A 22,881-nucleotide genomic window follows, 5' to 3' on the forward strand; every position below is an offset into this window, starting at 1 on the left:
ACCCATGCAATTGGCCCTTCCACAGTTGGCGGCGCACCTGCAAAAGGGCTTGCGCAGCCTGTATGTTTTGCATGGCGACGAGGCTTTGCTGATCCAGGAGGCGGCCGATGCCATCCGGGCGACTGCCCGCGCCCAGGGTTACACCGAGCGCAGCGTGCACACCGTGTCGGGTGCGCATTTTGACTGGAGCGAAGTGTTGGCTGCAGGCGGCTCGCTCAGCCTGTTTGCCGACAAACAAATTGTGGAAGTGCGCGTGCCCTCCGGCAAGCCGGGCAAAGAAGGCAGCACGGCCATTCAGCAATTGGCCGCGTCTGCCCAGGGCAACGACAGCACGCTGACCCTGTTTTTGCTGCCGCGCTTGGACGCTGCCACCCGCAAGGGGGCCTGGTTCGGGGCTTTGGAAAACTCGGGTGTGTCGATCCAGGTGGACCCGGTGGACCGCAATGCCTTGCCCCAGTGGATCGCGCAGCGCCTGCAGCAGCAAGGCCAGCGTGTGTTGGCGGGCGAAGAAGGCCAGCGCACTCTGCAGTTTTTTGCCGACCGCGTGGAAGGCAACCTGCTGGCCGCACACCAAGAGATTCAAAAACTCGGCCTTTTGCACCCGCAGGGCGAACTCAGCCAGGAACAGGTGGAGTCCGCCGTGGTCAACGTGGCCCGCTACGACGTGTTCAAGCTGTCCGAGGCCGTGTTGTCGGGGCAGGTGGCCCGCGTGCAGCGCATGCTGGACGGCCTGCAGGCCGAGGGCGAAGCTGCGATGCTGGTGCACTACACCTTGGCCGAAGACATCCGCGCCTTGAAACGCGTGAAAGACGCCATCGCCAGCGGCAAACCCATGCCCATGGCGCTGCGCGAACAGCGCGTGTGGGGCCCGCGTGAACGCCTGTTCGAGCGCGTGTTGCCCCGCATGACGGAAGCCCGCCTGAACGGCCTGCTGCAAGCGGCGCACCAGGTGGACGGCATCGTCAAAGGCCTGAAAGTGCCCGAATGGCCGACCGATGGCTGGCAAGCCTTGCAGCGGTTGGCGGTGCGTTTTTCACGGTTTTGCATCGTCCGCTGATTCGGCCCGCCCTTCTCTTACCCGGTTTGACCGGGTATCCATGACAGCCGAAGGCATGGACCCCCGATCAAGTCGGGGGTGACGTCTCTGTGGGAGATGGTATGGATGCCTCCCTCCTTCGGGAAGGGGCAGTGGATTGGGGCAGATGACGGCAACCAGATGGGGTGGACCCTCTGGCGGATACGGCATCAAAGTGCCCAAATCGTGATAGACCAGAGTCTTCACTAACACCGCAGAGGATCCGACATGAATCGTAATACAGGTATGTACGCAGGCCAAGTCATTGGCTGGATGGGTGGACTCCAAGTCGTGGGCATGGACATCGCCAAAAGCGTGTTCCAGCTGCACACGGTGGACATGCACACGGGCGAACTGCAGGACAAGCGTCTGTCGCGCGACAAGGTGCTGGCGTTCTTCAGCAACCGCCAGCCCTGTGTGGTGGCCATGGAGGCATGCGGCGGGGCCCACCACTGGGGGCGCAAGCTCCAGCAAATGGGGCACCAAGTCAGGCTAGTGCACGCCAAAGCGGTGCGCCCCTTTGTGCTGGGCAACAAGACCGATGTGACGGACGCCCGGGCGATCTGGCTGGCGGCGCAGCAATCGGGCATGCGCTTTGTGGCCGTCAAGACCACCGAACAGCAAGCCACGCTGGTGCTGCACCGCCAGCGCCAGTTGCTGGTGAAGATGCGCACGATGGAGCTCAACGCGCTGCGGGGCATGCTCTACGAGTTCGGGGCGGTGTTTCCCAAGAGACGTGATGCGTTGCTGGGGGAGGTGCAGCAGGCGCTGGACAAGTTGCACGATGTGCTGCCCCAAGCGGTGCGAGACAGCCTGAGCGAGCAAGTCCAGCGCATCCGCTGCTGCAGCGAGGCCATTGCGGCCACGGAAATCCGCCTGAAGCAACAACTGGCTGCAGACGAGCAAATGCAGCGGTTGGTAAGTATCCCCGGGGTGGGGTTGCTGACCGCGACGGCGGCCATTGCCACGATGGGCCAGGCCAGCCAGTTCAAGTCGGGGCGGGAGTTTTGCGCCTGGCTGGGGTTGGTGCCAAGGCAAGAGGGCACGGGAGGCAAGGTGCGACTGCTGGGCATCAGCAAACGGGGAGACAGTTACCTGCGCACGCTGCTGGTGCACGGGGCGCGTTCGCTGGTGTGCCGAGGCAAGACACCCAGTGCGTGGCAAAGCGAATTGCTAGAGCGCAGGCACAAGAACGTGGTGATCGTGGCGCAGGCGGCCAAGACGGCGCGGATCATTTGGGCGGTGACGGCCAAAGGACAGGCGTACCAAGGGGGGCATCAAAGCAGCAGGCCAGAGCAAAAGCAGGCTGAACAGGAGAGTGCGATGGCGCAGAGCTGAGAACCTGAAGCCTAAAAATCGAAGCAAACAAAGCGATACAGCCTTGAAAGGCTGACGGGCAGCAAAGCAAGATCATGTGAAACAGGTCAGACCGGGGCAGGCCAAACCTGAGAGGCTCGCGGGACGAGAAAAGTCCGGGTGGGAGATTAAGGCGCTTGCCAGCGGATATCCATGAGGGCCACGGACGAATGTTCGAAACAAGGCCGAATATAAGGATGCAGCCGACTTCTTTACAGAAATCATGCAAAGGTGCTTGTCAACCGGGAGGCATCCATATAAGCGAGCCCCCGCTCGCGAATGTGTGCCTGGCTCAGGCGGGTCTGTGTGGCCATGCAGACATTCGGCCGCAGGGGCAGCCTCCCACAAAAAACCGGTCCGCATCTGCGAAAATGACCCAATGACTGAATTGAACACTGCCGAACACGTCCAGACCCTGGGCCAGCAGGCCAAAAAAGCCTCCGCCCTGATGGCCAAGGCATCGGCTGCCACCAAAAACAAGGCTTTGCGCCATCTGGCCGCCTTGTTGCGCGCCAACACCGACGCCTTGCAACTGGACAACGCCAAAGACCTGGAGCGTGCCCGCGCAGCCGGTTTGGCCGAGCCGATGGTGGACCGCCTGAAACTCAGCCCCCAAGTGCTGGAGACTTGCGCCCAAGGCTGCGAGCAGTTGGCGGCCATGCCCGATGTGATCGGCGAGATCATCGGCATGAAGCAGGTGCCCAGTGGCATCCGCGTGGGCCAGATGCGCGTGCCGATTGGCGTGTTCGGCATGATTTTCGAGAGCCGTCCCAACGTGACCATCGAGGCGGCGAGCTTGTCGATCAAGAGCGGCAACGCCTGCATCTTGCGCGGTGGCTCCGAGGCCATTGAGTCGAACAAGGCCTTGGCCAAGCTGGTGCAGCAGGCGCTGACGGACAGCGGTTTGCCGGTCGATGCGGTGCAGCTGGTGCAAACCACCGACCGCGCTGCCGTGGGCCAGCTGATCACCATGCCTCAGTTTGTGGATGTGGTCATTCCGCGTGGCGGCAAGGGCCTGATCGAGCGCATCAGCGCCGAGGCCAAGGTGCCGGTCATCAAGCACCTGGACGGCAATTGCCACACCTATGTGGACGATCCGTGCGACATCGACATGGCCGTGAAAGTGGCCGACAACGCCAAAACCAACAAATACAGCCCCTGCAACGCCAGCGAGAGCTTGCTGGTGGCACAGGGCGTGGCCGCCGAGTTCTTGCCCAAGATCGGTGCCATTTATGCGTCCAAAGGCGTGGAGATGCGCTGCTCCCCCAAGGCCAAGGCCATCCTGAGCCAAGTCCCCGGGGCCAATTTGAAAGACGCCACCGAGCAGGACTGGTTCGAGGAATACCTGGCCCCCATCATCAGCATCAAGGTGGTTGAAGGCGTGGATGAAGCGATTGCCCACATCAACCACTACAGCAGCCACCACACCGACGCGATCATCACCCGCGACCACATGCACGCCCAGCGTTTTTTGCGCGAGGTGGACTCGGCCAGCGTCATGGTCAACGCCAGCACCCGCTTTGCGGATGGTTTTGAGTATGGTCTGGGGGCCGAGATCGGCATCAGCACCGACAAATTCCACGCCCGTGGCCCGGTGGGCATCGAAGGACTGACCTCACTCAAGTACGTGGTGCTGGGCGAGGGCGAGGTCCGCGGCTGAGCCCGGTCTTTTTGTGGCGTGGTGCACAAGCCCTTCGCTTCTGTCTGGTCAGTGCTTGCAATGGCGCCGACCGGCCCCATATGATTCCTTTGTTTTTGTCATTTCAGCCCCATAAAGGTCGCCCATGGTTCCCCATCTTGTCACTGCCCTGACCGGCCCCATCAATGAGCTGGAGCAGCGCATCCTCGACTCCATGCCCGCGATCGAACGCTGGTTCCGGCTGGAGTGGATGGAGCACACCCCACCGTTTTACACCTCGGTCGACATCCGCAATGCCGGCTTCAAGCTGGCCCCGGTGGACACCAACCTTTACCCCGGCGGCTGGAACAACCTGACCCCCGAAATGCTGCCTTTGGCGGTGCAGGCAGCCCAAGCGGCCGTCGAAAAGATCTGCCCCGAGGCCAAAAACCTGCTGATCATTCCGGAAAACCACACCCGCAACACCTTCTATTTGACCAATGTGGCGCAGTTGCAGCGCATCTTCCACATGGCCGGTCTGAATGTGCGCCTGGGCTCGATCAACCCTGAGATCAAGGAGCCCACCACCATCGAGCTGCCCAATGGCGAAAGCGTGACGCTCGAACCCGTGGTGCGCAGCAAGCACCGACTGGGCCTGAAAGACTTCGACCCCTGCACCATCTTGCTCAACAACGACCTGTCCGCCGGTGCCCCGGGCATTCTGGAAGACCTGCACGAGCAATATCTGCTGCCGCCCCTGCACGCGGGCTGGAGCGTGCGCCGCAAAACCAAGCACTTCCAGAGCTACGAAGAGGTGGCCAAGCGCTTTGGCAAGCTGCTGGGCATCGACCCGTGGTTGATCAACCCCATGTTCAGCCAATGCGGCGATGTGAACTTTGCCGAAGGCACGGGCATGGACTGCCTGCGCAGCAATGTGGACGCGCTGCTGACCAAGATCAAGCGCAAATACAAGGAATACGGCATCAACGAGAAGCCGTTTGTGGTCGTCAAGGCCGACAACGGGACGTATGGCATGGGCATCATGACTGTGCGCGATGTGGCCGACCTGGATGCGCTCAACCGCAAAACCCGCAACAAGATGAACGTCATCAAGGATGGCCAGACCGTCAACGACGTGATCATCCAGGAAGGCGTGCTGACCAACGAACGCATCAACGACGCCGTGGCCGAACCGGTCGTTTACATGATGGACCGCTATGTGGTGGGCGGTTTTTACCGCGTGCACGCCGAGCGCGGGGTCGATGAAAACCTGAACGCCCCCGGTGCCAGTTTTGTGCCCCTGGCCTTTGCCGACACCCCGCACCTGCCCCAGCCCGGCGTCAAACCCGGTGCCAGCGTGCCCAACCGCTTTTACATGTATGGCGTCATTGGCCGTCTGGCCATGCTGGCGGCCAGCTACGAGCTGGAAGCGACCGACCCTGAGGCTGAGGTGTACGATTAAAGTTGCTGCACTGCAACAAAATCCCCAAAAGGACGGTGACACGGGGCTGTAATCGGGCGCAAAATAGCCCACTTGTTTCCCATCCGGCTTGACCCGCGTCAGGTCATTGCCCGTGTCTTCTACCCGTTCCTCACTCGTCGCACTGACTTTGGGCGCCATTGGCGTCGTTTATGGCGACATCGGCACCAGTGTGCTGTATGCGATGAAAGAGGTCTTTGGCTCCGGCCATGTGCCTTTCACGCATGAAAACGTCTACGGCGTCCTCTCCATCTTTTTCTGGACGCTGACCACCATCGTCTCGGTCAAATACGTGGTGTTGGTGCTGCGGGCCGACAACCACGGAGAGGGCGGTCTGGTGGCCATGCTGGCGCTGGCGTCTCAATCGGTCAAAGACCGGCCCCAGTTGCGCAAAGTGCTGCTGGTGGTGGGCATCTTTGGCACCTGCCTGTTTTATGGCGACGGGGTGATCACCCCTGCCATTTCCGTGCTGTCGGCGGTCGAGGGCCTGGAAGTCATTTCCCCCACCTTCAAGAAATCGGTAATTCCGCTCACCTTGGTGATTTTGTTCCTGCTGTTTTGGGTGCAAAAGCGCGGCACAGCCGGCATTGGCAAGTTCTTCGGTCCCATCACGCTGGTCTGGTTCGCAACCATTGCGGTGCTGGGGGTTTCGCACATCGTGCAGCACCCCGAAATCCTGTTCGCCATCAGCCCGCATTACGCTTTGGGCTTCATCTGGCACAACCCCGGCATCACCTTCATCATCTTGGGTGCTGTGGTCTTGTGTGTCACGGGCGGCGAAGCGCTGTATGCCGACATGGGCCACTTTGGGAAAAAGCCGATCCGCTTGGCCTGGTTCAGTGTGGTCATGCCTTGCCTGACCTTGAACTATTTTGGCCAGGGGGCCTTGTTGTTGACCAATCCCGATGCCAAAAGCAATCCGTTTTTCATGATGGCCCCCGATTGGGCCTTGGTACCCTTGGTCGGTCTGGCCACCATGGCCACGGTCATCGCCTCGCAGGCGCTGATTTCGGGCGCTTTCAGCGTGACCAAACAAGTGATTCAGCTCGGTTACCTGCCCCGATTGCAGGTGCAACACACCAGCGAAACCGATACCGGCCAGATCTACATGCCCTTTGTGAACTGGGGCCTGTTCGTCGCCATCGTTTTGGCGGTGGTCATGTTCAAGTCGTCCAGCAACCTGGCGGCCGCTTACGGCATTGCCGTGTGCACCGACATGCTGATCACCACCGTGCTCACTTTCTTCGTGATCCGCTACGCCTGGAAGCTGCCGCTGGCGCTGTGCATCGGCGCCACGGGTTTTTTCTTCGTGGTGGATCTTGCTTTCTGGGCCTCCAACCTGCTCAAGCTGTTTGACGGCGGCTGGTTCCCCTTGTTCATCGGTGCAGCCGTGTTCACCCTCATGCTGACCTGGCACGATGGCCGCCGCTTGCTCAACGACTCTTTGCGCTCGGACGCCCTGAAACTGAGCGATTTTTTGGAAGCTGTGTTCATTGCACCGCCCACCCGCGTGGAAGGCACGGCGGTGTTTTTGACCGCCGAAACGGGGGCCGTGCCCAATGCTTTGCTGCACAACCTCAAGCACAACAAAGTGCTGCATGAGCGCAACCTGTTTGTCACCGTGCGCAGCCATGAAGTGCCCCGCATCGACGCAGACCAGCGCCTGGAGGTCACACCGCTGGGCAATGACTGCTGGCAAGTCATCGTCAACTACGGCTTCAAGGACAACCCCGACTTGCCATCTGCACTGGCCAATATCCAGGATGACGGCTACAAGCTCGACCCGATGATGACCAGCTATTTCCTGTCACGCGACATCGTGATCCCGACCATTGGCGGCGGCATGGCCACCTGGCGCGAAAAGCTCTTCGCCCAGATGCACCACAACGCCAGCGCTGCGGCCGAGTTCTTGAACCTGCCCACCAATGCGGTGGTCGAGCTGGGCTCCAAAATCGAAATCTGAGTGCGTGCGTGCAGCGCCTCTGCGCAAGCAGGCAGTGTGGCTTTTGTGGGAGGCCGCCCCTGCGGCCGAATGGGCGCTGTGGCTCATCAGTCATTCGCGAGCAGGGGCTCGCTCCCACAAGCCATCGGGCTCAGTACCTGATTAATTCAAGGCGCCCATCGCCTCACCCATGCATATGGGCCGTGTCGGGGTCCAGTCCTTGTTGAACTGCATCACCCCTTGGGGGAACAGCATCACCACGGTGGAGCCGAGCAAAAAGCGGCCCATTTCTTCGCCTTGGGCCAGGCTGATGTTGCCCATCTCATAAGCCCATTCGCGCACCGTGCCCGGACGCGGTGGGTTGACCACCCCGTGCCACACGGTCGCCATGCTGCCCACAATGGTGGCACCCACCAGCACCATCACAAACGGTCCGTGCTCGCCTTCAAACACGCACACCACACGCTCGTTGCGGGCAAACAGGCCCGGCACACCGCGTGCGGTGGTCGGGTTGACCGAAAACAGGTCGCCCGGCACGTAAATCATGCGCGTGAGCCGCCCTGCGCAGGGCATGTGGATGCGGTGGTAGTCGCGGGGGCTCAGGTAAAGGGTTGCAAATTCGCCATCCCGGAACTGCGCCGCCAGCGCCGCATCACCCCCCACCAGGGCTTGCGTGCTGTAGCTGTGACCTTTGGCCTGAAACACCCGGTCCCCCACGACGGGGCCGCACTGGCTGATCGCACCGTCCACCGGGCTGACGAAGGCCGCCGCCGCCAACGGGCGGGCGCTGGCTTTGAGCGGGCGCGTGAAAAATTCATTGAAGCTCTTGTAGCTGGCCGTGTCGGGGTTGGCCGCCTCCATCATGTTCACGTTGTAGCGCTTCACGAACCAGTCGATGATGCCGGTGGTCGCGCCGCCCCACTGGCTGCCCGCCACCCAGCCTGCAAAAGCGGTCAGGGCTTGTTTGGGGATCAGGTACTGCGGCACGACCGCCAAGCGGTCAGAAAAGGAACTGGACATGAGGGTGCCGCCGGGGCGGTTCAAGAGAATGCCCTGATTTTATCGGGCAGCCCGCTCGGGTTTCCCCTTGTGGGTGCCCGCCCCTGCAGCCGAAAGCGTGCAGTTGACGGATCAGTCATTCGCGAGCAGGGGCTCGCTCCCACAAAAGTCTGTGCTGTCCCTGTGGGAGGCTGCCCCTGCAGCCGAATGTGAGGGCCACAGCAGGCACAATCCAGCCATGAACACCCCTTTGCTTTCGGTCGAACACCTGGTCAAGCGCTACGGCGACGCCACGGTGGTCAATGACCTGTCTTTTCACATCGAGCCCGGCGAATGCCTGGGCGTGATCGGCCCCAACGGCGCGGGCAAAACCACCACCTTGCGCATGTGCCTGGGTCTGTCGCAGCCCGACGGCGGCGACATCGTTTATTTCGACGACCAGCAAATGCCGCGAGACGCGTTGGCCATCAAGGCCCGGCTGGGCGTGGTCGCGCAGATGGACACGCTGGACCCGGACTTCACTGCCGAAGAAAACCTGCTGGTGTTTGGCCGCTACTTTGGCCTGCCCGACGCCGTGATCCGCGAGCGCATTCCGCAGCTGCTCGAATTTGGTGCCCTCAGCCACAAAGCCCAAGCCAAGCCCGGCGAGCTGTCGGGCGGCATGAAGCGGCGCTTGAGCCTGGCCCGTGCCCTCATCAACCATCCCCAACTGTTGATGCTGGACGAGCCCACCACGGGCCTGGACCCGCAGGCGCGGCACCTGATGTGGGAGCGCCTGCAAGTGTTGCTGCAAGAGGGCAAATCCATTTTGCTGACCACCCACTTCATGGACGAAGCCGAGCGCCTGTGCAGTCGCCTGTTGGTGCTGGACCAGGGCCGCAAGATCGCCGAAGGCAAACCCCGTGACCTGATCGCCGAGCACCTGGAGCCAGAAGTGGTGGAAGTGTTTGGCCAAGGCGCGGTGGCGTTGGCGCACGAAGCCAGCTTGAAAGCCCTGGCCGGGCGCGTTGAGGTCAGCGGCGAAACGGTGTTCTTCTACACCGAGGACAGCCGCGCCTTGATGCACGCCCTGGAGGCCTGGCCCGCGCTGCGCACCTTGCACCGACCTTCTAATTTGGAAGATCTGTTTTTGAAATTGACCGGACGCCAGATCCGGGAGGAAGGCTGACCATGAGCCAAATTCAAAACAACATCTGGGCTGCGCCCCGCCTGTCCATGCGCTGGTGGCCTGTGTTCCAGCGCAACTGGCTGGTCTGGAAAAAGCTCGCCATTCCCAGCCTGGTGGGCAACATTGCCGAGCCGCTCATGTGGTTGGTCGCCTTTGGTTACGGCCTCGGGGCCTTGGTCGGGCAGATCGAGCTGGGCGGCGAAAAAGTGCCTTACATCCTGTATCTGGCCAGCGGCAGCATTTGCATGAGCGCCATGAATGCAGCCACCTTTGAGGCGCTGTACTCGGCGTTTTCGCGCATGCATGTGCAAAAAACCTGGGACGGCATCATGAACGCCCCGGTGCGGCTCGATGACGTGGTGCTGGCCGAAATGCTCTGGGCCGCGTTCAAGGCCCTGTTCACCGTGACCGCCATTTTGGGCGTCATGCTTGCCTTGGGCATCAGCCACAGCTGGAAGCTTTTGGTGGCCTGGCCCGTGCTGCTGGGCGTGGGCATCACCTTCAGCTGCATGGCGCTGATCTTCAACGCGCTGGCCAAAGGCTACGACTTCTTCACCTACTACTTCACCCTGTTCCTCACGCCCATGATGTTCCTCTCGGGCATCTTTTTCCCACGTGAGCAGTTGCCCGGTTTCGTGCGTGTGATCGCCGATTGGCTGCCGCTGTCGGTGGCGGTGGACTTGGTGCGGCCCCTCTTCATGGACCGCTGGCCAGACCAACCGCTGCGTCATGTGATGGTGCTGGCGGGGTTTGCGGTCGTGTCGTTTTGGGTGGCGTTGGCGTTGACGCGCAAGCGGTTCAGGAGCTGACCAGAAACCTGGCCGATGCGGCGCGATCAATGGGCGCGCTTGAAAGGCAATAACAGGTTTGCCCTGTCTTTCAGCTCAGGCATGCGGCTGGCGTTTTGACCGACATGTACAGCACCCACAACAAGATCATGCGTGCTAGCAGGAGCACGGTGAATAAAGGTGTGGGATTGGCCAGTCGCTCTGGGTAGACCATGAACATGTCAGAGACCAAATTGGTTAGGCCGGCTAGCAAGGCTGCACTGAAAAAGATCGCTGGGTACCAGTTCCTGAGGTATGAATAAGAACCCAGCGCCAAACCACAGATCATGAACCATCCTCTGAAGTACAGGAAATTCTGCAGACGGGCCTGGTTGAGTGGGTCTGCGGTGAGCGATTGGGCCAAACGATTGGTATCGAAAAGCAACCAAATTGCGGCGGAAAAAATAACCAAAAACGCATAAAAGAACCGGGCTGGAAAAAACTTATCCACCGATTGACTGGGCATTTCTCCCCAGCCTTGTATGAGCGCTTCCAGTTCTTCTGCGCTGACCAGCGGTTTTGGCTCTCTCATGGCATAGAAATTTTAAATTGATATTTATTTATTATATAAGATTAATTTGTAGCTATTGTCAATTTGATGACTGTGTGAATTGTTAACTCAAGACCCTGAATGACAAGGTTGTGCATGTTTCGTCAGTGATCTACCAGCCCGTTAAGCCACGCCATCTGCCTCGGCAAACACCGAGTCTCCAGATCGTAGTTTTCCACCGCAAACGCCCGCGCCTGCGCGCCCAGCCGCACCCGCTCTGCCGGGTTCTTGCACAAGTCAATCACCTGCTGCGCCAGCGCCGCAGCATCAAAGAAGTCCACCAGTCGTCCGGTCTCACCATGGCGAATCGCTTCGCGCACCGGGGCGGTGTCGCTGGCCACGATGGCGCAGCCTGCACTCATGGCTTCCAGCAGGCTCCAGCTCAGCACAAAGGGGTAGGTCAGGTACACGTGCACGGTGGACACCTGCAGCACCCGCAAGAAATCGGCATAGGGCACCTTGCCCACAAAGTGCACGCGTGACAGGTCCAACTCGCCTTTGACTTCGTTCAGGAAAATCTCGCGCCACGTTTGAGGTTGGCCATCGGGCCCTGGAGGCGGCGCAGCGCCGTAGCTGACTTCGTTTCCACCGATGATGACCACGCGGGCTTGGGGGCGGGCTTTCAGGATGGAGGGCAGTGCCCGCATGAATTGGTGGTAGCCGCGGTAGGGCTCCAGGTTGCGGTTGACGAAGGTGATGACTTCGTCGTCACGGCCTAGTTGCAAAACGCCTTGCGCGGTTTGCACCCTGATGTGGGCACTGGGGTCGGGCTTGATCTGGTCGGTGCGGATGCCGTCGTGAACAACGGCGATGCGCGAGGCAAAAGGCTCGGGGAAGAGCGAGGCCTGCCAATGTGTGGGTGCGATGCCCGCGTGCGCACGCGCGAAGTGCAGTTCGTAGTTGGCGTTTTTCATCTGCAGACGGCAAGCGCTGTCGGCCTCAGGTGGGTTGAACTCCGGGTCAAACCCGGTGTCGGCTCCTTGGGCTTGGTAAAAAAACTCGCAATAAATGCCCAGCCGGGCTTGCGGCCAGACATGCTGCAAAAACAGGCTTTCGCCCCAACCGGGGTGGGCCACGATGACATCGGGCGCAAAGCCTTGTTCGCGCAGCTTCAGGGCGGCTTGCCAGGCGGCTTCGCCCCGCAAGGTTTTGACTTCCAGGTCGGCCAGCCAGCGGTGTGTGCCTTGCCCGGGGCGAGCTGTGACGCCGTAACGTACCAGCTCCACGCCCGGCACAGGCGGGCAGGCATTGATGTGCAGGGCCGCCACGCGGTGACCCTGGCGTGCCATGGCGGGGGCCAGGTGCTTGAACTGGCCAGGGAAATTCTGGTGGACGAAAAGAATGTTCATGGGGTCTTGTTTGAGCGTGAATCATCGCATGTTGACAGGGTGTCAGGGAGGTGTGAAGCCGTCCCGTTAAGATGGCTGTTGAACCCATTTATCCAGTTTGAAAGGAAGAACATGAGCATCCAGACCGTAGGCATTATTGGCGCAGGCACCATGGGCAATGGCATCGCACAGGCGTGTGCGGTGTCGGGCATTCAGGTGGTGATGGTCGACATCTCGGACGCGGCCGTGGCCAAAGGTGTGGCCACCGTGGCCAGCAGCCTGGACCGTCTGGTCAAGAAAGAAAAAATCAGCGAGGCCGACAAGGCCGCTGCGCTGGCCCGAATCCAGGGCTCTAGCAACTACGATGACCTCAAAAGCGCCCAGCTGGTGATCGAAGCCGCCACCGAGAACCACGAACTCAAGGTCAAGATCCTGAAGCAGCTCGACGCACTGCTGGCCCCCAATGTGATCATCGCGTCCAACACCTCGTCGATCTCGATCACCCAGCTGGCCGCCGCCACCCAGCGTGCGGACCGCTTCATTGGTATGCACTTTTTCAACCCCGTGCCCATGATGGCGCTGGTCGAGATCATCCGTGGCCTGCAGACCAGCGACGCCACGCACGACGCGGTGCACGACATGGCGCTGGCGCTGGGCAAGACCCCGATCACCGTGAAGAACGCCCCCGGCTTTGTGGTCAACCGCATCCTGGTGCCCATGATCAACGAAGCCTTCTTTGTGCTGGGCGAGGGCCTGGCCGAGGCCGAAGCGATTGACGCGGGCATGAAGCTCGGCTGCAACCAGCCCATTGGCCCGCTAGCGCTGGCCGACATGATCGGTCTGGACGTGTGCCTGGCCGTGATGGAGGTCTACCTCAAGGAGTTCGGCGACAGCAAGTACCGCCCCAGCCCGCTGCTCAAAGAAATGGTGGCCGCAGGCCGTTTGGGCCGCAAGACCGGACAGGGCGTTTACAAGTACTGAGGCACCAACAGACGGTTCTTTGTCCCCTGTGGGAGCGAGCCCCTGCTCGCGAATGTTTGACACGCCCAGACCATCGATCGTCCAAGCGTTCGGCCGCAGGGGCAACCTCCTACAGAAACCCAACTGAGAGAGCGCCATGACAACCACCCCCCACCCCGAAGGCCAGATCGACTGCACCGTGCACGGTGCAGTCCTTCAGATCAGCATCAACCGCCCTGCCAAGCGCAACGGCTTCACGCCCAAGATGTTCCGTGAGCTGGGCGAGGCCTACACCCGGCTCGACGATGACCCCGCCCTGCGCGTGGGGGTGTTGTGTGCGGCGGGTGACCATTTCACCGCCGGGTTGGATTTGCCGACGATTGCGCCGCTCATGCAACGCGGCGAAAAAGCTGTGCCGCTGGGTTTGGTGGACCCGCTGAACCTGGGCATGGAAGGGTATCGGCGACGCACCAAACCCATGGTGGTGGCGGTGCAGGGCATCACCTACACGCTGGGCATTGAACTCATGCTGGCCGCCGACATCGTGGTGGCGGCCGACGACTGTCGGTTTTCGCAGCTGGAGGTGCAGCGCGGCATCATGGCCACGGGCGGTGCCACCCTGCGCATGGCCGAGCGTGCCGGCATGGGCAATGCGCTGTTGCACTTGCTCACGGCCGATGTGTTTGACAGCGCCGAAGCCCTGCGCCTGAACTTTGTGCAAAAGGTGGTGCCTGCCGCGGGTTTGCTGACCGAGGCCATGTGCATTGCCGACATGATCGCGGCGCAAGCGCCGCTGGCCGTGGTGGCCACGCGGCAAAACGTGCTCAAAGGCGTGGAGCAAGGGCCATTGGTGGCCATGCACGACTTCATCGGGGTACAGCAGCGCTTGTCGACCAGTGACGATGCAGCCGAAGGCGTGCGCTCGTTTGTGGAAAAGCGCGCAGCCCGTTTCACCGGACGCTGAATCGGGTCAAGCGCTCGGTCACAATCGGCGCATGACCGAACCGAACGCTTTGCACCCTTACGCCGAACTCACCCCTGACCGGGTGATGGACGCTTTGACCGAGCTCGGGCTCTGGCCCGATGGCCGTTTGCTGGCGCTCAGCTCTTACGAAAACCGCGTGTACCGTGCGCATTTGGATGAACCCGTGCAAGGCGCGTCGGCGGTGGTGCTGAAGTTTTACCGGCCCGGCCGCTGGAGCCGTGCGCAGATTCAAGAAGAGCACGACTTTGCCGCTGAACTGGTGGCTGCCGAAGTGCCCGTGGTGGCGCCGATGGCCCTGAATGGGCAGACCCTGCACCAAACAGCAGGCTTTGATTTTTCGGTCAGTCCTTTGCGCGGTGGCCGCCCGCCGGAGCTGGACGACTTTGAAGTGCTGGAGTGGATTGGCCGCTTTCTGGCACGCATTCACACCGTGGGTGCGGCCAAGCCCTTTGTGCACCGCCCCACGCTCGACGTGCAGACTTTTGCGCTGGAGCCTGCCCAATGGCTGCAAACCCACCAGATGATTCCGTTGGAGGTGGAGCGTGAATGGCGCGATGCGCTGGTGCCCGCGCTGGCTTTGATTGAGGCAGCGTTTGCGCAAGGGGCCGCTGACCGCAAGTTGCTGCGCCTGCACGGCGACTGCCACCCCGGCAACATCTTGTGGACGCCTGCCGAGCTGCCGGGCGGTGGCCCGCACTTTGTGGACCTGGACGATGCCCGCATGGGTCCGGCGGTGCAAGACCTGTGGATGTTGCTGTCCGGCGACCGCCGTCAGCGCACGCAGCAACTGTCGGCCTTGCTCGATGGTTATGAACAGGTGCGCGACTTTGACCGCGCCGAGTTGAACCTGATCGAGCCGCTGCGCACCTTGCGCCTGATCCACTACAGCGCCTGGTTGGCGCGGCGTTGGGAAGACCCGATTTTTCCGATCAACTTTCCGTGGTTCGGCACGCCCGACTATTGGCGCGGTCAGGTGCTGATGCTGCAAGAGCAGGTCGAGCAAATGCAGGAAGCGCCGCTCAGCGTTTGAATTCAGCGCCGCGCAGGCTGCACGCCCAGCGCCATGGCGCAGCCAATCAGCGCGGGTTGTTCGGCGCGGATGACGTAGGTCGGGATGCGCTTCATGTAGCTTTCAAAGCGGCCTTTGGCCTCAAACGCGGCCCTGAAACCCGACTGCGCAAAGTAGTCGCCCAAGCGCCCGATCACGCCGCCGCCAATGTAGATGCCGCCGCGTGCGCCCAGCGTCACGGCCAGGTTGGCGGCGGTATGGCCCAGCAAACGGCACATGCGCTCCAGTGCTTCTTCGCAGGCCACATCTTTTGCGGCCAAGGCGCGTTCGGTCACTTGTGCGGCCACCAGGCTTTCGGCCTCGGTGCCGTTCAGTTCGCAAATGGCGCGGTACAAATTTTCCAGGCCCATGCCCGAGATGACGCGTTCGGCGGACACATGCGGGTAGGTGCGCCAGAGTATGCGCAAGATGTCGGCCTCGCGTTCACAGCTGGGCGACAGGCTCACATGCCCGCCTTCACCGGCAACAGGCACCCAGTCGCCTCGGCGCGAGCGCACCAAAGACGACACCCCCAGGCCCGTGCCCGGACCGATCAGGCCTTTGGGTGCATCGGGCACGGGTTCGCCCGAGCCGATTTGTTGCAGGTCGCTGCCATCCAAGGCCGGGGCCGCCATGGCCATGGCTTCCCAATCGTTGAGCATCAAGAGGCTGTCCAGCCCCAGTGCCTGGCGTGTGGCCTCAATGGAGAATTGCCAGTGGTTGTTGGTCATCTTCAGCACATCGCCGTCAATCGGGTTGGCAATCGCGATGCAGGCTTGACGCACCTCGGCTTGGCCCACTTGCTGCAGATAGGTCTGCGCGGCCGCGGCCAGATCAGGAAACTGCCCAGTGGGCAAGGTGACTTCTTGCATGATGGGGGCGCCGTCGCCGTGCACCAGGGCGAAGCGGGCATTGGTGCCGCCGATGTCGCCCAGCAGGCAAGGGGTTTGAGCGTGACGTGAATTCATGAAGCAGGGTTCAAGTTGAAGGTGTGGGAGACAGGGGCAAGCGGATTGACACGCACAGGCCGTGGGGCTGCACCGCATCCAGCTGGACCTCGCCTTGGTGGCGCTCCACGATTTCCTTGACGATGGCCAGGCCCAGACCACAGCCTTGGCCCGCATCGCTGGCGCGCACAAAGCGCTCAAACACCCGTTCGCGGTCGGCAGGTGCCAGCCCGGGTCCGGTGTCGGAAACTTGCAGCAAGGCGAGTGGCGTGGCGCTGGTGTGGTCAGCTGTGACCCGCACCGTGACCTGGCTGCCGGTGCCAGCGTAGTGCAGTGCGTTGTCGATCAGGTTGGTCAGTGCCTCGCGCACCAGCAGCTCGTTGGCTTCGATCCAGACGGGCGCGGTCGCGCTGTCGTCCAGACCCAGGTCAATGCCCGCGCGCAAGGCACGCGGCACCCATTCGGCGGTGAGGGTTTGTGCCATGCGGTGCAGGTCAAAGCGCTTGCGGTCCTGTGCCATCACAGATTCAGGTTCGGCCCTCGCCAAAGTCAGCAGCTGGTTGACCAAGTGGGCGCTGCGGGTGGCGCTGTCGTGCACCCGCTGCAGCCGGGCGCGCAGCTCGGGGTCGGTGGTCGATTGCAGGGCGATTTCGGTTTGGCTTTTGAGGCCCGCCAGGGGTGTTCGCAGCTGGTGCGCGGCGTCGCCAATGAAGCGCTTTTGTGTGGCCACATTGTTTTGCACCGCTGCCAGCAAGGTGTTGAGCGCGGTGGCCAGCGACCACAGCTCACGCGGGGCCGAGGCCAGTTGCAAAGGGGCCAGGTCGGTCGGGTTGCGGCCCTCAACCTGCTGGCGCAGGCGGCCCAGCGGGGCCAACCCGGCCCGGATGCCCAGCCACATGATCAGCGTCATCAGCAGCACCAGGCTCGACATGGGCAGCAGCATGTCCACCAGGATGCGCCGCGCCAGCTCTTCGCGGTTCGCGCTGCTGCGGGCCACTTGCACCAGCATGGTTTGCGGTGCATTGGCCTCGTCACCAAAACGCAGGTACAGCGCCACCAGCCGCAAGGCTTGGCCTGGCGGCGCGTGCAATGCGGCGCGGCCATTCACGGGCATGGTGCCATCGTAAAAATAAGGCGTGTTCAGTTCGGGGTCGATCGGAACGCTGTCTTCGGTGGGCAGGACCGGGGCGGGCAAAGACTGGTTGCCCAAAATGAATTGGCCGGGGGGAGCGCTGACCATGTAAAGCAGCTTGTCTGCCGGGTCGGCTTCGAGCACGTCTTGCGCGGCACGCGGGAAGTCGATCAGCAAGCCATTGCCAATCGGTTTGAGTTGCCGCGCCAGCGCGCGGCTGGCTTGCAGCAAGCTCGCATCCACCGCTTGGTTGGCGTAGCCCGCAGCAAATTTGTAGGTGGCCACGCCCCCGGCCATCCACAGCACCAGTTGCGGCAGCAGCACCCACAGCAGCAACTGCCGCGCCAGCGAGACACCCGCCTGGCCCGAAGCCGCCGATGGGTGGCCGTGGCCCGTCACGCCTGCGCTTCCATCAGGTAGCCCAAGCCGCGCACCGTGCGAATGACGAGACCCGCATCTTCGAGTTTGCGGCGCAGGCGGTGGATGTAGACCTCGATCGAATTGCCGCCACTGGTTTCCCCGCCTTCGGCGCTCCAGGCTTGGGTGATTTGTTCTTTGGTCACCACCTGGTCGCGCTGACTGGCCAAGAGCGCCAGCAGCGTCCATTCGCGCCCGCTCAAGTCGAGCACCAGCCCGGACACCATGGCGCGACGTGAGGTGTGGTCCAGTGTCAGTTGACCCAACAAGGCCGAGGCACTGGCAGGCTGGGTGCGCCGCAACAGGGCTTGCAGGCGGGCCAGCAGTTCCGGAAAGTCAAACGGTTTGGTCACGTAATCGTCGGCACCTGCTTGCAGGCCTGCGACCCGGTCGTCCAGGGCATCGCGTGCCGACAGCAGCACCACGGGCAGTGTGGGGTGGGTTTGGCGCACATGCTGGAGCACGGCCAGGCCATCCATCATCGGCAGGCCGATGTCGAGCACCGCGATGTCAAAGCTGTGCTTTTGCAGCAAATAGTCGGCCACAGCGCCGTTGGGCGCGTGTTCCACCTCAAATCCGGCCCCGCTCAACTGGGTTTGCAGGGCGTCGGCCAGCATGGCATCGTCTTCGGCAAGCAGCAATTTCATGCGCGAAGCTTAATGGATTGTTCAGGCTTTGCCCTCAATTCAGCCTATTTTGGCATTGGGGTTTAACCTAGTGTTAATTTATTAATAGAATATTAATATTCGGTCCGTCGAGGTTCATGTGGGCGATTTCGCCACCTCGCACATCCACACCGGCCCTGCGTGGCCTCTAACGGGAGACTCTCTTGAAAGCTATGAAATTGTTCCAGCGTTCGATCTTGGCCACAGCCGCCGTGCTGGCCGTTGCCGCCTCTACGGCACAAGCCGGTGAAGTCGAAGTGCTGCACTACTGGACCAGCGGTGGCGAAGCCAAAGCCGCTGCTGCCCTGAAGGCCACCTTGCAAGCCAAGGGCCATGTCTGGAAAGATTTCGCCGTGGCTGGCGGCGGCGGCGACAACGCCATGACCGTGCTCAAGTCGCGCGTCGTTTCGGGCAACGCACCTGCTGCAGCCCAGATCAAGGGCCCTGCTTTGCAGGAATGGGCTGCCGAAGGCGTGTTGGCCAACATCGACGACGTGGCCAAGGCCGAAAAGTGGGACAGCCTGCTGCCCCCCGTGGTCGCCAACGTCATGAAATACAAGGGCAACTACATTGCCGCCCCGGTGAACGTGCACCGCGTGAACTGGCTGTGGGCCAGCAATGACGCGTTCAAGAAAGCCGGCACCAAAGTGCCGACCAACTGGGACGAGTTCTTTGTGGCCGCTGAAGCCCTGAAAAAAGCCGGCATCATTCCTGTGGCCCACGGTGGCCAGAACTGGCAGGACTTCACCGTGTTCGAAAGCGTGGCGCTGGGCGTCGGTGGCGCTGACTTCTACAAGAAGGCTTTGGTGCAACTGGACGCGGGCACACTGAACGGCGCGACCATGACCAAAGTGCTCGACACCTTCAAGAAGGTCAAGGGCTACACCGACAAGAACGCCGCTGGCCGCGACTGGAACCTCGCGACTGCCATGGTCATCAAGGGCGAAGCTGGCATGCAGCTGATGGGTGACTGGGCCAAGGGCGAGTTTGTGGCCGCTGGCAAGACGCCCGGCAAAGACTTCACTTGCGCCGCAGCCCCTGGCACTGCCAAGTCCTTCACCTTCAACGTGGATTCGTTCGCGCTGTTCAAGCTGAAGAATGAAGCCAACGTCAAGGCCCAGAAAGACCTGGCCTCGGCCATCATGTCCACCGACTTCCAGGAACTGTTTAATCTGAACAAGGGTTCGATCCCTGTGCGCCTGAACATGAACCTGGCCAAGTTTGACGACTGCGCCAAACTGAGCTCGAACGACTTTGTGGCGACCGCCAAGAGCGGCGCGCTGGTGCCTTCCGTGGCGCACGGCATGGCCATTGGTTCGGCCACATCGGGTGCCATTCAGGACGCGGTCAGCCAGTTCTGGAACGACGACAAGATGGCTACCCGCGACGCTCAGGCCAAGATCGCTTCGGCGGCCAAGGTCAAGTAAGTCTTTGAACAGGCCTGCCGCAACGCGTGGCGGCCTGTTGTCTTTTTAGCCACGGGGTTGCGGGCCACAAGCTCGCAGCCTGCGTCGGCCCCTGATTGGATCACCCATGTCTGCATCATCCCCCCAACAAGCCGCATGGCTGCCCAAGCTGGTCATTGCGCCCAGCTTTGTGGTGTCGCTGCTGTTCATCTATGGCCTGATGGCCTGGAACGGCTACCTGTCCATGTCCGCGTCGCGGATCTTGCCCAACTACGATTTTGTGGGCCTGCAGCATTACGCCGCCCTGATGGACAGCGACCGCTTCCAGGTGGCCATGCGCAACATGGCCGTGTTTGGCACCTTGTTCATTGGCGGCGCGATGGCGCTGGGTGTGTTGCTGGCCATCTTGCTCGACCAGAAGGTGCGCGGCGAAGGCGTCTTGCGCACCATTTATTTGTACCCCATGGCGGTCTCGTTCATCGTGACCGGCACCGCCTGGAAATGGATCATGAACCCGGGCCTGGGGCTGGAGCACCTGATGCACAGCTGGGGCTTCACCAGCTTCAGCTTTGATTGGCTGATTCAGCAAGACATGGCCATTTACTGCGTGGTGATTGCCGGTGTCTGGCAAAGCGCGGGCTTTGTCATGGCGCTGTTTTTGGCGGCGCTGCGCGGCATTGACGATTCGATCATCAAGGCCGCGCAAGTCGATGGCGCGAGCTTGCCGACCATCTACTGGCGCATCATTTTGCCCAGCCTCGGCCCGGTGTTTTTCAGCACCTTGCTGGTGGTTTCGCACCTGGCCATCAAGAGCTTTGACCTGGTCATGGCGCTCACCGCAGGTGGCCCTGGTTATGCGACCGATTTGCCCGCCACCTTCATGTACGCCACCGCCTTCACCCGTGGCCAGATTGGCGTGGGCGCGGCCAGTGCCACCGTGATGCTGGCCACCGTGGCCGCCATCGTGGTGCCTTACCTTTATTCCGAATTGCGAGGCAAACGATGAGCCGCCTGAATTTTCATCGCCTGATCCTGTGGGCCATGTTGCTGTTGTTTGCCGCCTGGTTTCTGGTGCCGCTGTATGTGATGCTGACCACCTCGCTCAAAGACGCCGAGCAACTGCGCGCAGGCAACCTGCTGAGCCTGCCCACAGCGCCCACGCTGGACGCGTGGTTCAAGGCCTGGGACACCGCCTGCACAGGCGTGCAGTGCGAGGGCCTCAAGCCTTATTTCTGGAACTCCATGGTCATGGTCGTGCCTGCGGTGCTGACGTCGACGCTGATCGGCTCGCTCAACGGCTATGTGCTCTCCAAGTGGAAATTCCGTGGCAGCGAGACCCTGTTTGCCTTCATGCTGTTTGGCGTGTTCATGCCCATGCAGGTGGTGCTGCTGCCCATGAGCCAGGTGCTGGGCTGGCTGGGTGTGGCCAGCTCGGTGTGGGGCTTGATGCTGGTGCATGTGGTGGCCGGCATCCCGTCGACCACGCTGTTCTTTCGCAACTACTACATCGGCTTGCCCGATGAATTGATCAAGGCCGCTCAGCTTGATGGTGCGGGCTTCTGGATGATCTTTCGCCGCATTGTGCTGCCGCTGTCGCTGCCGATTTTGGTGGTCACACTCATCTGGCAATTCACCAACATCTGGAACGACTTTTTGTACGGCGTGGTGTTCTCGGGTGCCGACAGCAAACCGATCACGGTGGGCCTGAACAACCTGGCCAACACCTCCAGCGCCGTCAAGGAATACAACGTCGACATGGCCGCAGCCTTGATCGCGGCATTGCCCACCCTGTTTGTGTACGTGGTGGCTGGTAAATATTTTGTGCGCGGCCTGACGGCTGGCGCCGTCAAGGGCTAAAGGGAAAAACATCATGGGCGCACTTGCCATTCGCAACATCCACAAGACCTACAACGACACGGTCCACATCTTGAAGGGCATCGATCTGGAGATCGAAGCCGGAGAATTTTTGATTCTGGTCGGCCCGTCCGGCTGCGGCAAATCGACGCTGCTGTCGATGATCGCGGGCCTGGACCACCCCAGCAGCGGCAGCATCCACATCGGTGAGCGCGACGTGACGAACCTGCCCAGCAAGGACCGCGACATCGCCATGGTGTTCCAGAGCTACGCGCTCTACCCCAACATGACGGTGGCGCAAAACATCGCCTTCGGTTTGGAGATCCGCAAAGTGCCCAAGGCCGAGCGCAAAGCCGCCGTGGACCGCGTGTCGGCCATGCTGCAAATCGGCCACCTGCTCGACCGCAAGCCCGGGCAACTCTCGGGCGGCCAGCGTCAGCGCGTGGCCATGGGCCGGGCCTTGGCGCGTGACCCCAAGCTGTTTTTGTTTGACGAGCCGCTGTCCAACCTGGACGCCAAGCTGCGCGTGGAAATGCGCGCTGAGATCAAGCTGCTGCACCAGCGCACCAAAACCACCACGGTGTACGTGACGCACGACCAGGTCGAAGCCATGACGCTGGGCGACCGCATCGCGGTGATGAAAGACGGCCTGGTGCAACAGTTCGGCACACCTGCCCAAATCTACAACCGCCCGGCCAACCGCTTTGTGGCCGAGTTCATCGGCTCACCGGCCATGAACATGGTGGACGCGCAGCGAGCAGGGAATGCCTTGACCGCCCACGGCGTGGAACTGGCCATCACCGACGCGCAACGCGCCGCCCTGCAAGCGCACGGCAACGCCGAGCTGGTCTATGGCCTGCGCCCCGAGATCATCAGCTTTGCGGCCCAAGGCTTGCCCGGCACGCTCAGCATGATCGAGCCCACCGGCCCCGAAACCTACGCCACGGTGGACACCGCCGCAGGCAAGCTCACGGCCCGCGTGCCGGGCGTGCTGCAAGCGAGTGTGGGCGATGCGGTGCACCTGCAATGGTCTGCCGAGCAGTCGCATTTGTTTGACCGGGTGAGTGGCGACAGAGTGGGGTGAGCATCGGCACAAACGGTGGGCATGGTAGGAGCCAGCCCTG

At 61.7% G+C, this 22,881-nt stretch carries 20 protein-coding genes; 14 read left to right on the plus strand and 6 right to left on the minus strand.

Annotated features, from left to right (window positions below; translation table 11 throughout):
• The first annotated feature begins 4 nt into the window (after window positions 1–4).
• The 5 genes from holA to ACZ5VE_RS00480 all read left to right on the plus strand — a co-directional run bounded on the left by holA (window position 5) and on the right by ACZ5VE_RS00480 (window position 7,492).
• Complete coding sequence (gene holA, locus ACZ5VE_RS00460; RefSeq protein WP_464456145.1) at window positions 5–1,057, plus strand: DNA polymerase III subunit delta; 1,053 nt, start codon at window positions 5–7, stop codon at window positions 1,055–1,057.
• Window positions 1,058–1,348: 291 nt separating this feature from the next.
• On the plus strand, window positions 1,349–2,413 hold the full coding sequence (locus ACZ5VE_RS00465; RefSeq protein ID WP_464457420.1) for an IS110 family RNA-guided transposase: 1,065 nt from the start codon (window positions 1,349–1,351) through the stop codon (window positions 2,411–2,413).
• 397 nt (window positions 2,414–2,810) lie between these two features.
• The gene (locus ACZ5VE_RS00470; RefSeq protein ID WP_464456146.1) at window positions 2,811–4,091 is read left to right on the plus strand and encodes a glutamate-5-semialdehyde dehydrogenase; all 1,281 of its coding nucleotides are present in this window, start codon (window positions 2,811–2,813) and stop codon (window positions 4,089–4,091) included.
• 124 nt (window positions 4,092–4,215) lie between these two features.
• Window positions 4,216–5,511, plus strand: coding sequence for a glutamate--cysteine ligase (gshA, locus tag ACZ5VE_RS00475; RefSeq protein WP_464456147.1), 1,296 nt, complete (start codon window positions 4,216–4,218; stop codon window positions 5,509–5,511).
• Window positions 5,512–5,623: 112 nt separating this feature from the next.
• On the plus strand, window positions 5,624–7,492 hold the full coding sequence (locus tag ACZ5VE_RS00480; protein ID WP_464456148.1) for a potassium transporter Kup: 1,869 nt from the start codon (window positions 5,624–5,626) through the stop codon (window positions 7,490–7,492).
• Between the two features lie 141 nt (window positions 7,493–7,633).
• Here the strand turns inward: ACZ5VE_RS00480 and asd are convergent, their stop codons facing one another.
• Complete coding sequence (asd, locus tag ACZ5VE_RS00485; RefSeq protein WP_464456149.1) at window positions 7,634–8,491, minus strand: archaetidylserine decarboxylase; 858 nt, start codon at window positions 8,489–8,491, stop codon at window positions 7,634–7,636.
• Between the two features lie 217 nt (window positions 8,492–8,708).
• Here asd and ACZ5VE_RS00490 point away from each other — a divergent pair, with 217 nt between their 5' ends.
• Together ACZ5VE_RS00490 and ACZ5VE_RS00495 are read left to right on the plus strand one after the other, a co-directional pair.
• Window positions 8,709–9,638 carry an ATP-binding cassette domain-containing protein gene (locus ACZ5VE_RS00490; protein ID WP_464456150.1) on the plus strand — a complete coding sequence of 310 codons (930 nt, stop codon included), beginning with the start codon at window positions 8,709–8,711 and terminating at the stop codon, window positions 9,636–9,638.
• A gap of 2 nt (window positions 9,639–9,640) precedes the next feature.
• Window positions 9,641–10,447: an ABC transporter permease gene (locus tag ACZ5VE_RS00495; protein ID WP_291924185.1), complete on the plus strand. Its 807-nt coding sequence runs from the start codon at window positions 9,641–9,643 to the stop codon at window positions 10,445–10,447.
• 70 nt (window positions 10,448–10,517) lie between these two features.
• Here ACZ5VE_RS00495 and ACZ5VE_RS00500 read toward each other — a convergent pair whose 3' ends face one another.
• A complete protein-coding gene (locus ACZ5VE_RS00500; RefSeq protein WP_464456151.1) occupies window positions 10,518–10,997 on the minus strand; it encodes a hypothetical protein in 480 nt (159 codons plus the stop codon).
• Window positions 10,998–11,119: 122 nt separating this feature from the next.
• On the minus strand, window positions 11,120–12,364 hold the full coding sequence (locus tag ACZ5VE_RS00505; protein ID WP_464456152.1) for a glycosyltransferase family 4 protein: 1,245 nt from the start codon (window positions 12,362–12,364) through the stop codon (window positions 11,120–11,122).
• Window positions 12,365–12,475: 111 nt separating this feature from the next.
• On the opposite strand from ACZ5VE_RS00505, the gene ACZ5VE_RS00510 reads away from it, so the two are divergent.
• From ACZ5VE_RS00510 to ACZ5VE_RS00520, 3 genes are all read left to right on the plus strand, one after another.
• Window positions 12,476–13,324: a 3-hydroxybutyryl-CoA dehydrogenase gene (locus tag ACZ5VE_RS00510; RefSeq protein WP_422169251.1), complete on the plus strand. Its 849-nt coding sequence runs from the start codon at window positions 12,476–12,478 to the stop codon at window positions 13,322–13,324.
• A 136-nt stretch (window positions 13,325–13,460) separates the two neighbouring features.
• The gene (locus ACZ5VE_RS00515) at window positions 13,461–14,267 is read left to right on the plus strand and encodes a crotonase/enoyl-CoA hydratase family protein (RefSeq protein WP_464456153.1); all 807 of its coding nucleotides are present in this window, start codon (window positions 13,461–13,463) and stop codon (window positions 14,265–14,267) included.
• A gap of 31 nt (window positions 14,268–14,298) precedes the next feature.
• The gene (locus tag ACZ5VE_RS00520) at window positions 14,299–15,318 is read left to right on the plus strand and encodes a serine/threonine protein kinase (protein WP_464456154.1); all 1,020 of its coding nucleotides are present in this window, start codon (window positions 14,299–14,301) and stop codon (window positions 15,316–15,318) included.
• A gap of 2 nt (window positions 15,319–15,320) precedes the next feature.
• Here ACZ5VE_RS00520 and ACZ5VE_RS00525 read toward each other — a convergent pair whose 3' ends face one another.
• The 3 genes from ACZ5VE_RS00525 to ACZ5VE_RS00535 are packed head-to-tail and all read right to left on the minus strand — an operon-like array spanning window position 15,321 to window position 18,479.
• On the minus strand, window positions 15,321–16,304 hold the full coding sequence (locus ACZ5VE_RS00525) for a glucokinase (RefSeq protein ID WP_464456155.1): 984 nt from the start codon (window positions 16,302–16,304) through the stop codon (window positions 15,321–15,323).
• A 10-nt stretch (window positions 16,305–16,314) separates the two neighbouring features.
• Window positions 16,315–17,814 carry a sensor histidine kinase gene (locus ACZ5VE_RS00530; RefSeq protein ID WP_464456156.1) on the minus strand — a complete coding sequence of 500 codons (1,500 nt, stop codon included), beginning with the start codon at window positions 17,812–17,814 and terminating at the stop codon, window positions 16,315–16,317.
• Window positions 17,811–18,479 (minus strand): response regulator transcription factor, encoded by a 669-nt coding sequence (locus ACZ5VE_RS00535; RefSeq protein ID WP_464456157.1) that lies wholly within the window; start codon window positions 18,477–18,479, stop codon window positions 17,811–17,813. Before ACZ5VE_RS00535 ends, ACZ5VE_RS00530 begins: the two co-directional genes overlap by 4 nt.
• Before the next feature lie 191 nt (window positions 18,480–18,670).
• Between ACZ5VE_RS00535 and ACZ5VE_RS00540 the strand changes: the two genes are divergently transcribed.
• From ACZ5VE_RS00540 to ACZ5VE_RS00555, 4 genes are all read left to right on the plus strand, one after another.
• The gene (locus ACZ5VE_RS00540; protein WP_464457527.1) at window positions 18,671–19,924 is read left to right on the plus strand and encodes an ABC transporter substrate-binding protein; all 1,254 of its coding nucleotides are present in this window, start codon (window positions 18,671–18,673) and stop codon (window positions 19,922–19,924) included.
• 106 nt (window positions 19,925–20,030) lie between these two features.
• Window positions 20,031–20,909, plus strand: a complete 879-nt coding sequence (locus ACZ5VE_RS00545; RefSeq protein WP_464456158.1) for a carbohydrate ABC transporter permease — start codon at window positions 20,031–20,033, stop codon at window positions 20,907–20,909.
• A complete protein-coding gene (locus tag ACZ5VE_RS00550) occupies window positions 20,906–21,760 on the plus strand; it encodes a carbohydrate ABC transporter permease (RefSeq protein WP_464456159.1) in 855 nt (284 codons plus the stop codon). The genes ACZ5VE_RS00545 and ACZ5VE_RS00550 overlap by 4 nt, the downstream gene beginning before the upstream one ends.
• A 13-nt stretch (window positions 21,761–21,773) precedes the next feature.
• The gene (locus ACZ5VE_RS00555; protein ID WP_464456160.1) at window positions 21,774–22,841 is read left to right on the plus strand and encodes an ABC transporter ATP-binding protein; all 1,068 of its coding nucleotides are present in this window, start codon (window positions 21,774–21,776) and stop codon (window positions 22,839–22,841) included.
• Window positions 22,842–22,881: the final 40 nt, after the last annotated feature.

Source organism: Limnohabitans sp. INBF003 (assembly GCF_055396645.1).

Coding starts and splice junctions, on each gene's coding strand:
- ACZ5VE_RS00545 (WP_464456158.1), top strand. CDS start 20,031: ATGTCTGCATCATCCCCCCAACAAGCCGCATGGCTGCCCAAGCTGGTC.
- ACZ5VE_RS00555 (WP_464456160.1), top strand. CDS start 21,774: ATGGGCGCACTTGCCATTCGCAACATCCACAAGACCTACAACGACACG.
- gshA (WP_464456147.1), top strand. CDS start 4,216: ATGGTTCCCCATCTTGTCACTGCCCTGACCGGCCCCATCAATGAGCTG.
- ACZ5VE_RS00510 (WP_422169251.1), top strand. CDS start 12,476: ATGAGCATCCAGACCGTAGGCATTATTGGCGCAGGCACCATGGGCAAT.
- ACZ5VE_RS00500 (WP_464456151.1), bottom strand. CDS start 10,997: ATGAGAGAGCCAAAACCGCTGGTCAGCGCAGAAGAACTGGAAGCGCTC.
- ACZ5VE_RS00465 (WP_464457420.1), top strand. CDS start 1,349: ATGGGTGGACTCCAAGTCGTGGGCATGGACATCGCCAAAAGCGTGTTC.
- ACZ5VE_RS00470 (WP_464456146.1), top strand. CDS start 2,811: ATGACTGAATTGAACACTGCCGAACACGTCCAGACCCTGGGCCAGCAG.
- ACZ5VE_RS00515 (WP_464456153.1), top strand. CDS start 13,461: ATGACAACCACCCCCCACCCCGAAGGCCAGATCGACTGCACCGTGCAC.
- ACZ5VE_RS00550 (WP_464456159.1), top strand. CDS start 20,906: ATGAGCCGCCTGAATTTTCATCGCCTGATCCTGTGGGCCATGTTGCTG.
- ACZ5VE_RS00535 (WP_464456157.1), bottom strand. CDS start 18,479: ATGAAATTGCTGCTTGCCGAAGACGATGCCATGCTGGCCGACGCCCTG.
- ACZ5VE_RS00525 (WP_464456155.1), bottom strand. CDS start 16,304: ATGAATTCACGTCACGCTCAAACCCCTTGCCTGCTGGGCGACATCGGC.
- ACZ5VE_RS00495 (WP_291924185.1), top strand. CDS start 9,641: ATGAGCCAAATTCAAAACAACATCTGGGCTGCGCCCCGCCTGTCCATG.
- holA (WP_464456145.1), top strand. CDS start 5: ATGCAATTGGCCCTTCCACAGTTGGCGGCGCACCTGCAAAAGGGCTTG.
- ACZ5VE_RS00490 (WP_464456150.1), top strand. CDS start 8,709: ATGAACACCCCTTTGCTTTCGGTCGAACACCTGGTCAAGCGCTACGGC.
- asd (WP_464456149.1), bottom strand. CDS start 8,491: ATGTCCAGTTCCTTTTCTGACCGCTTGGCGGTCGTGCCGCAGTACCTG.
- ACZ5VE_RS00505 (WP_464456152.1), bottom strand. CDS start 12,364: ATGAACATTCTTTTCGTCCACCAGAATTTCCCTGGCCAGTTCAAGCAC.
- ACZ5VE_RS00540 (WP_464457527.1), top strand. CDS start 18,671: ATGAAATTGTTCCAGCGTTCGATCTTGGCCACAGCCGCCGTGCTGGCC.
- ACZ5VE_RS00520 (WP_464456154.1), top strand. CDS start 14,299: ATGACCGAACCGAACGCTTTGCACCCTTACGCCGAACTCACCCCTGAC.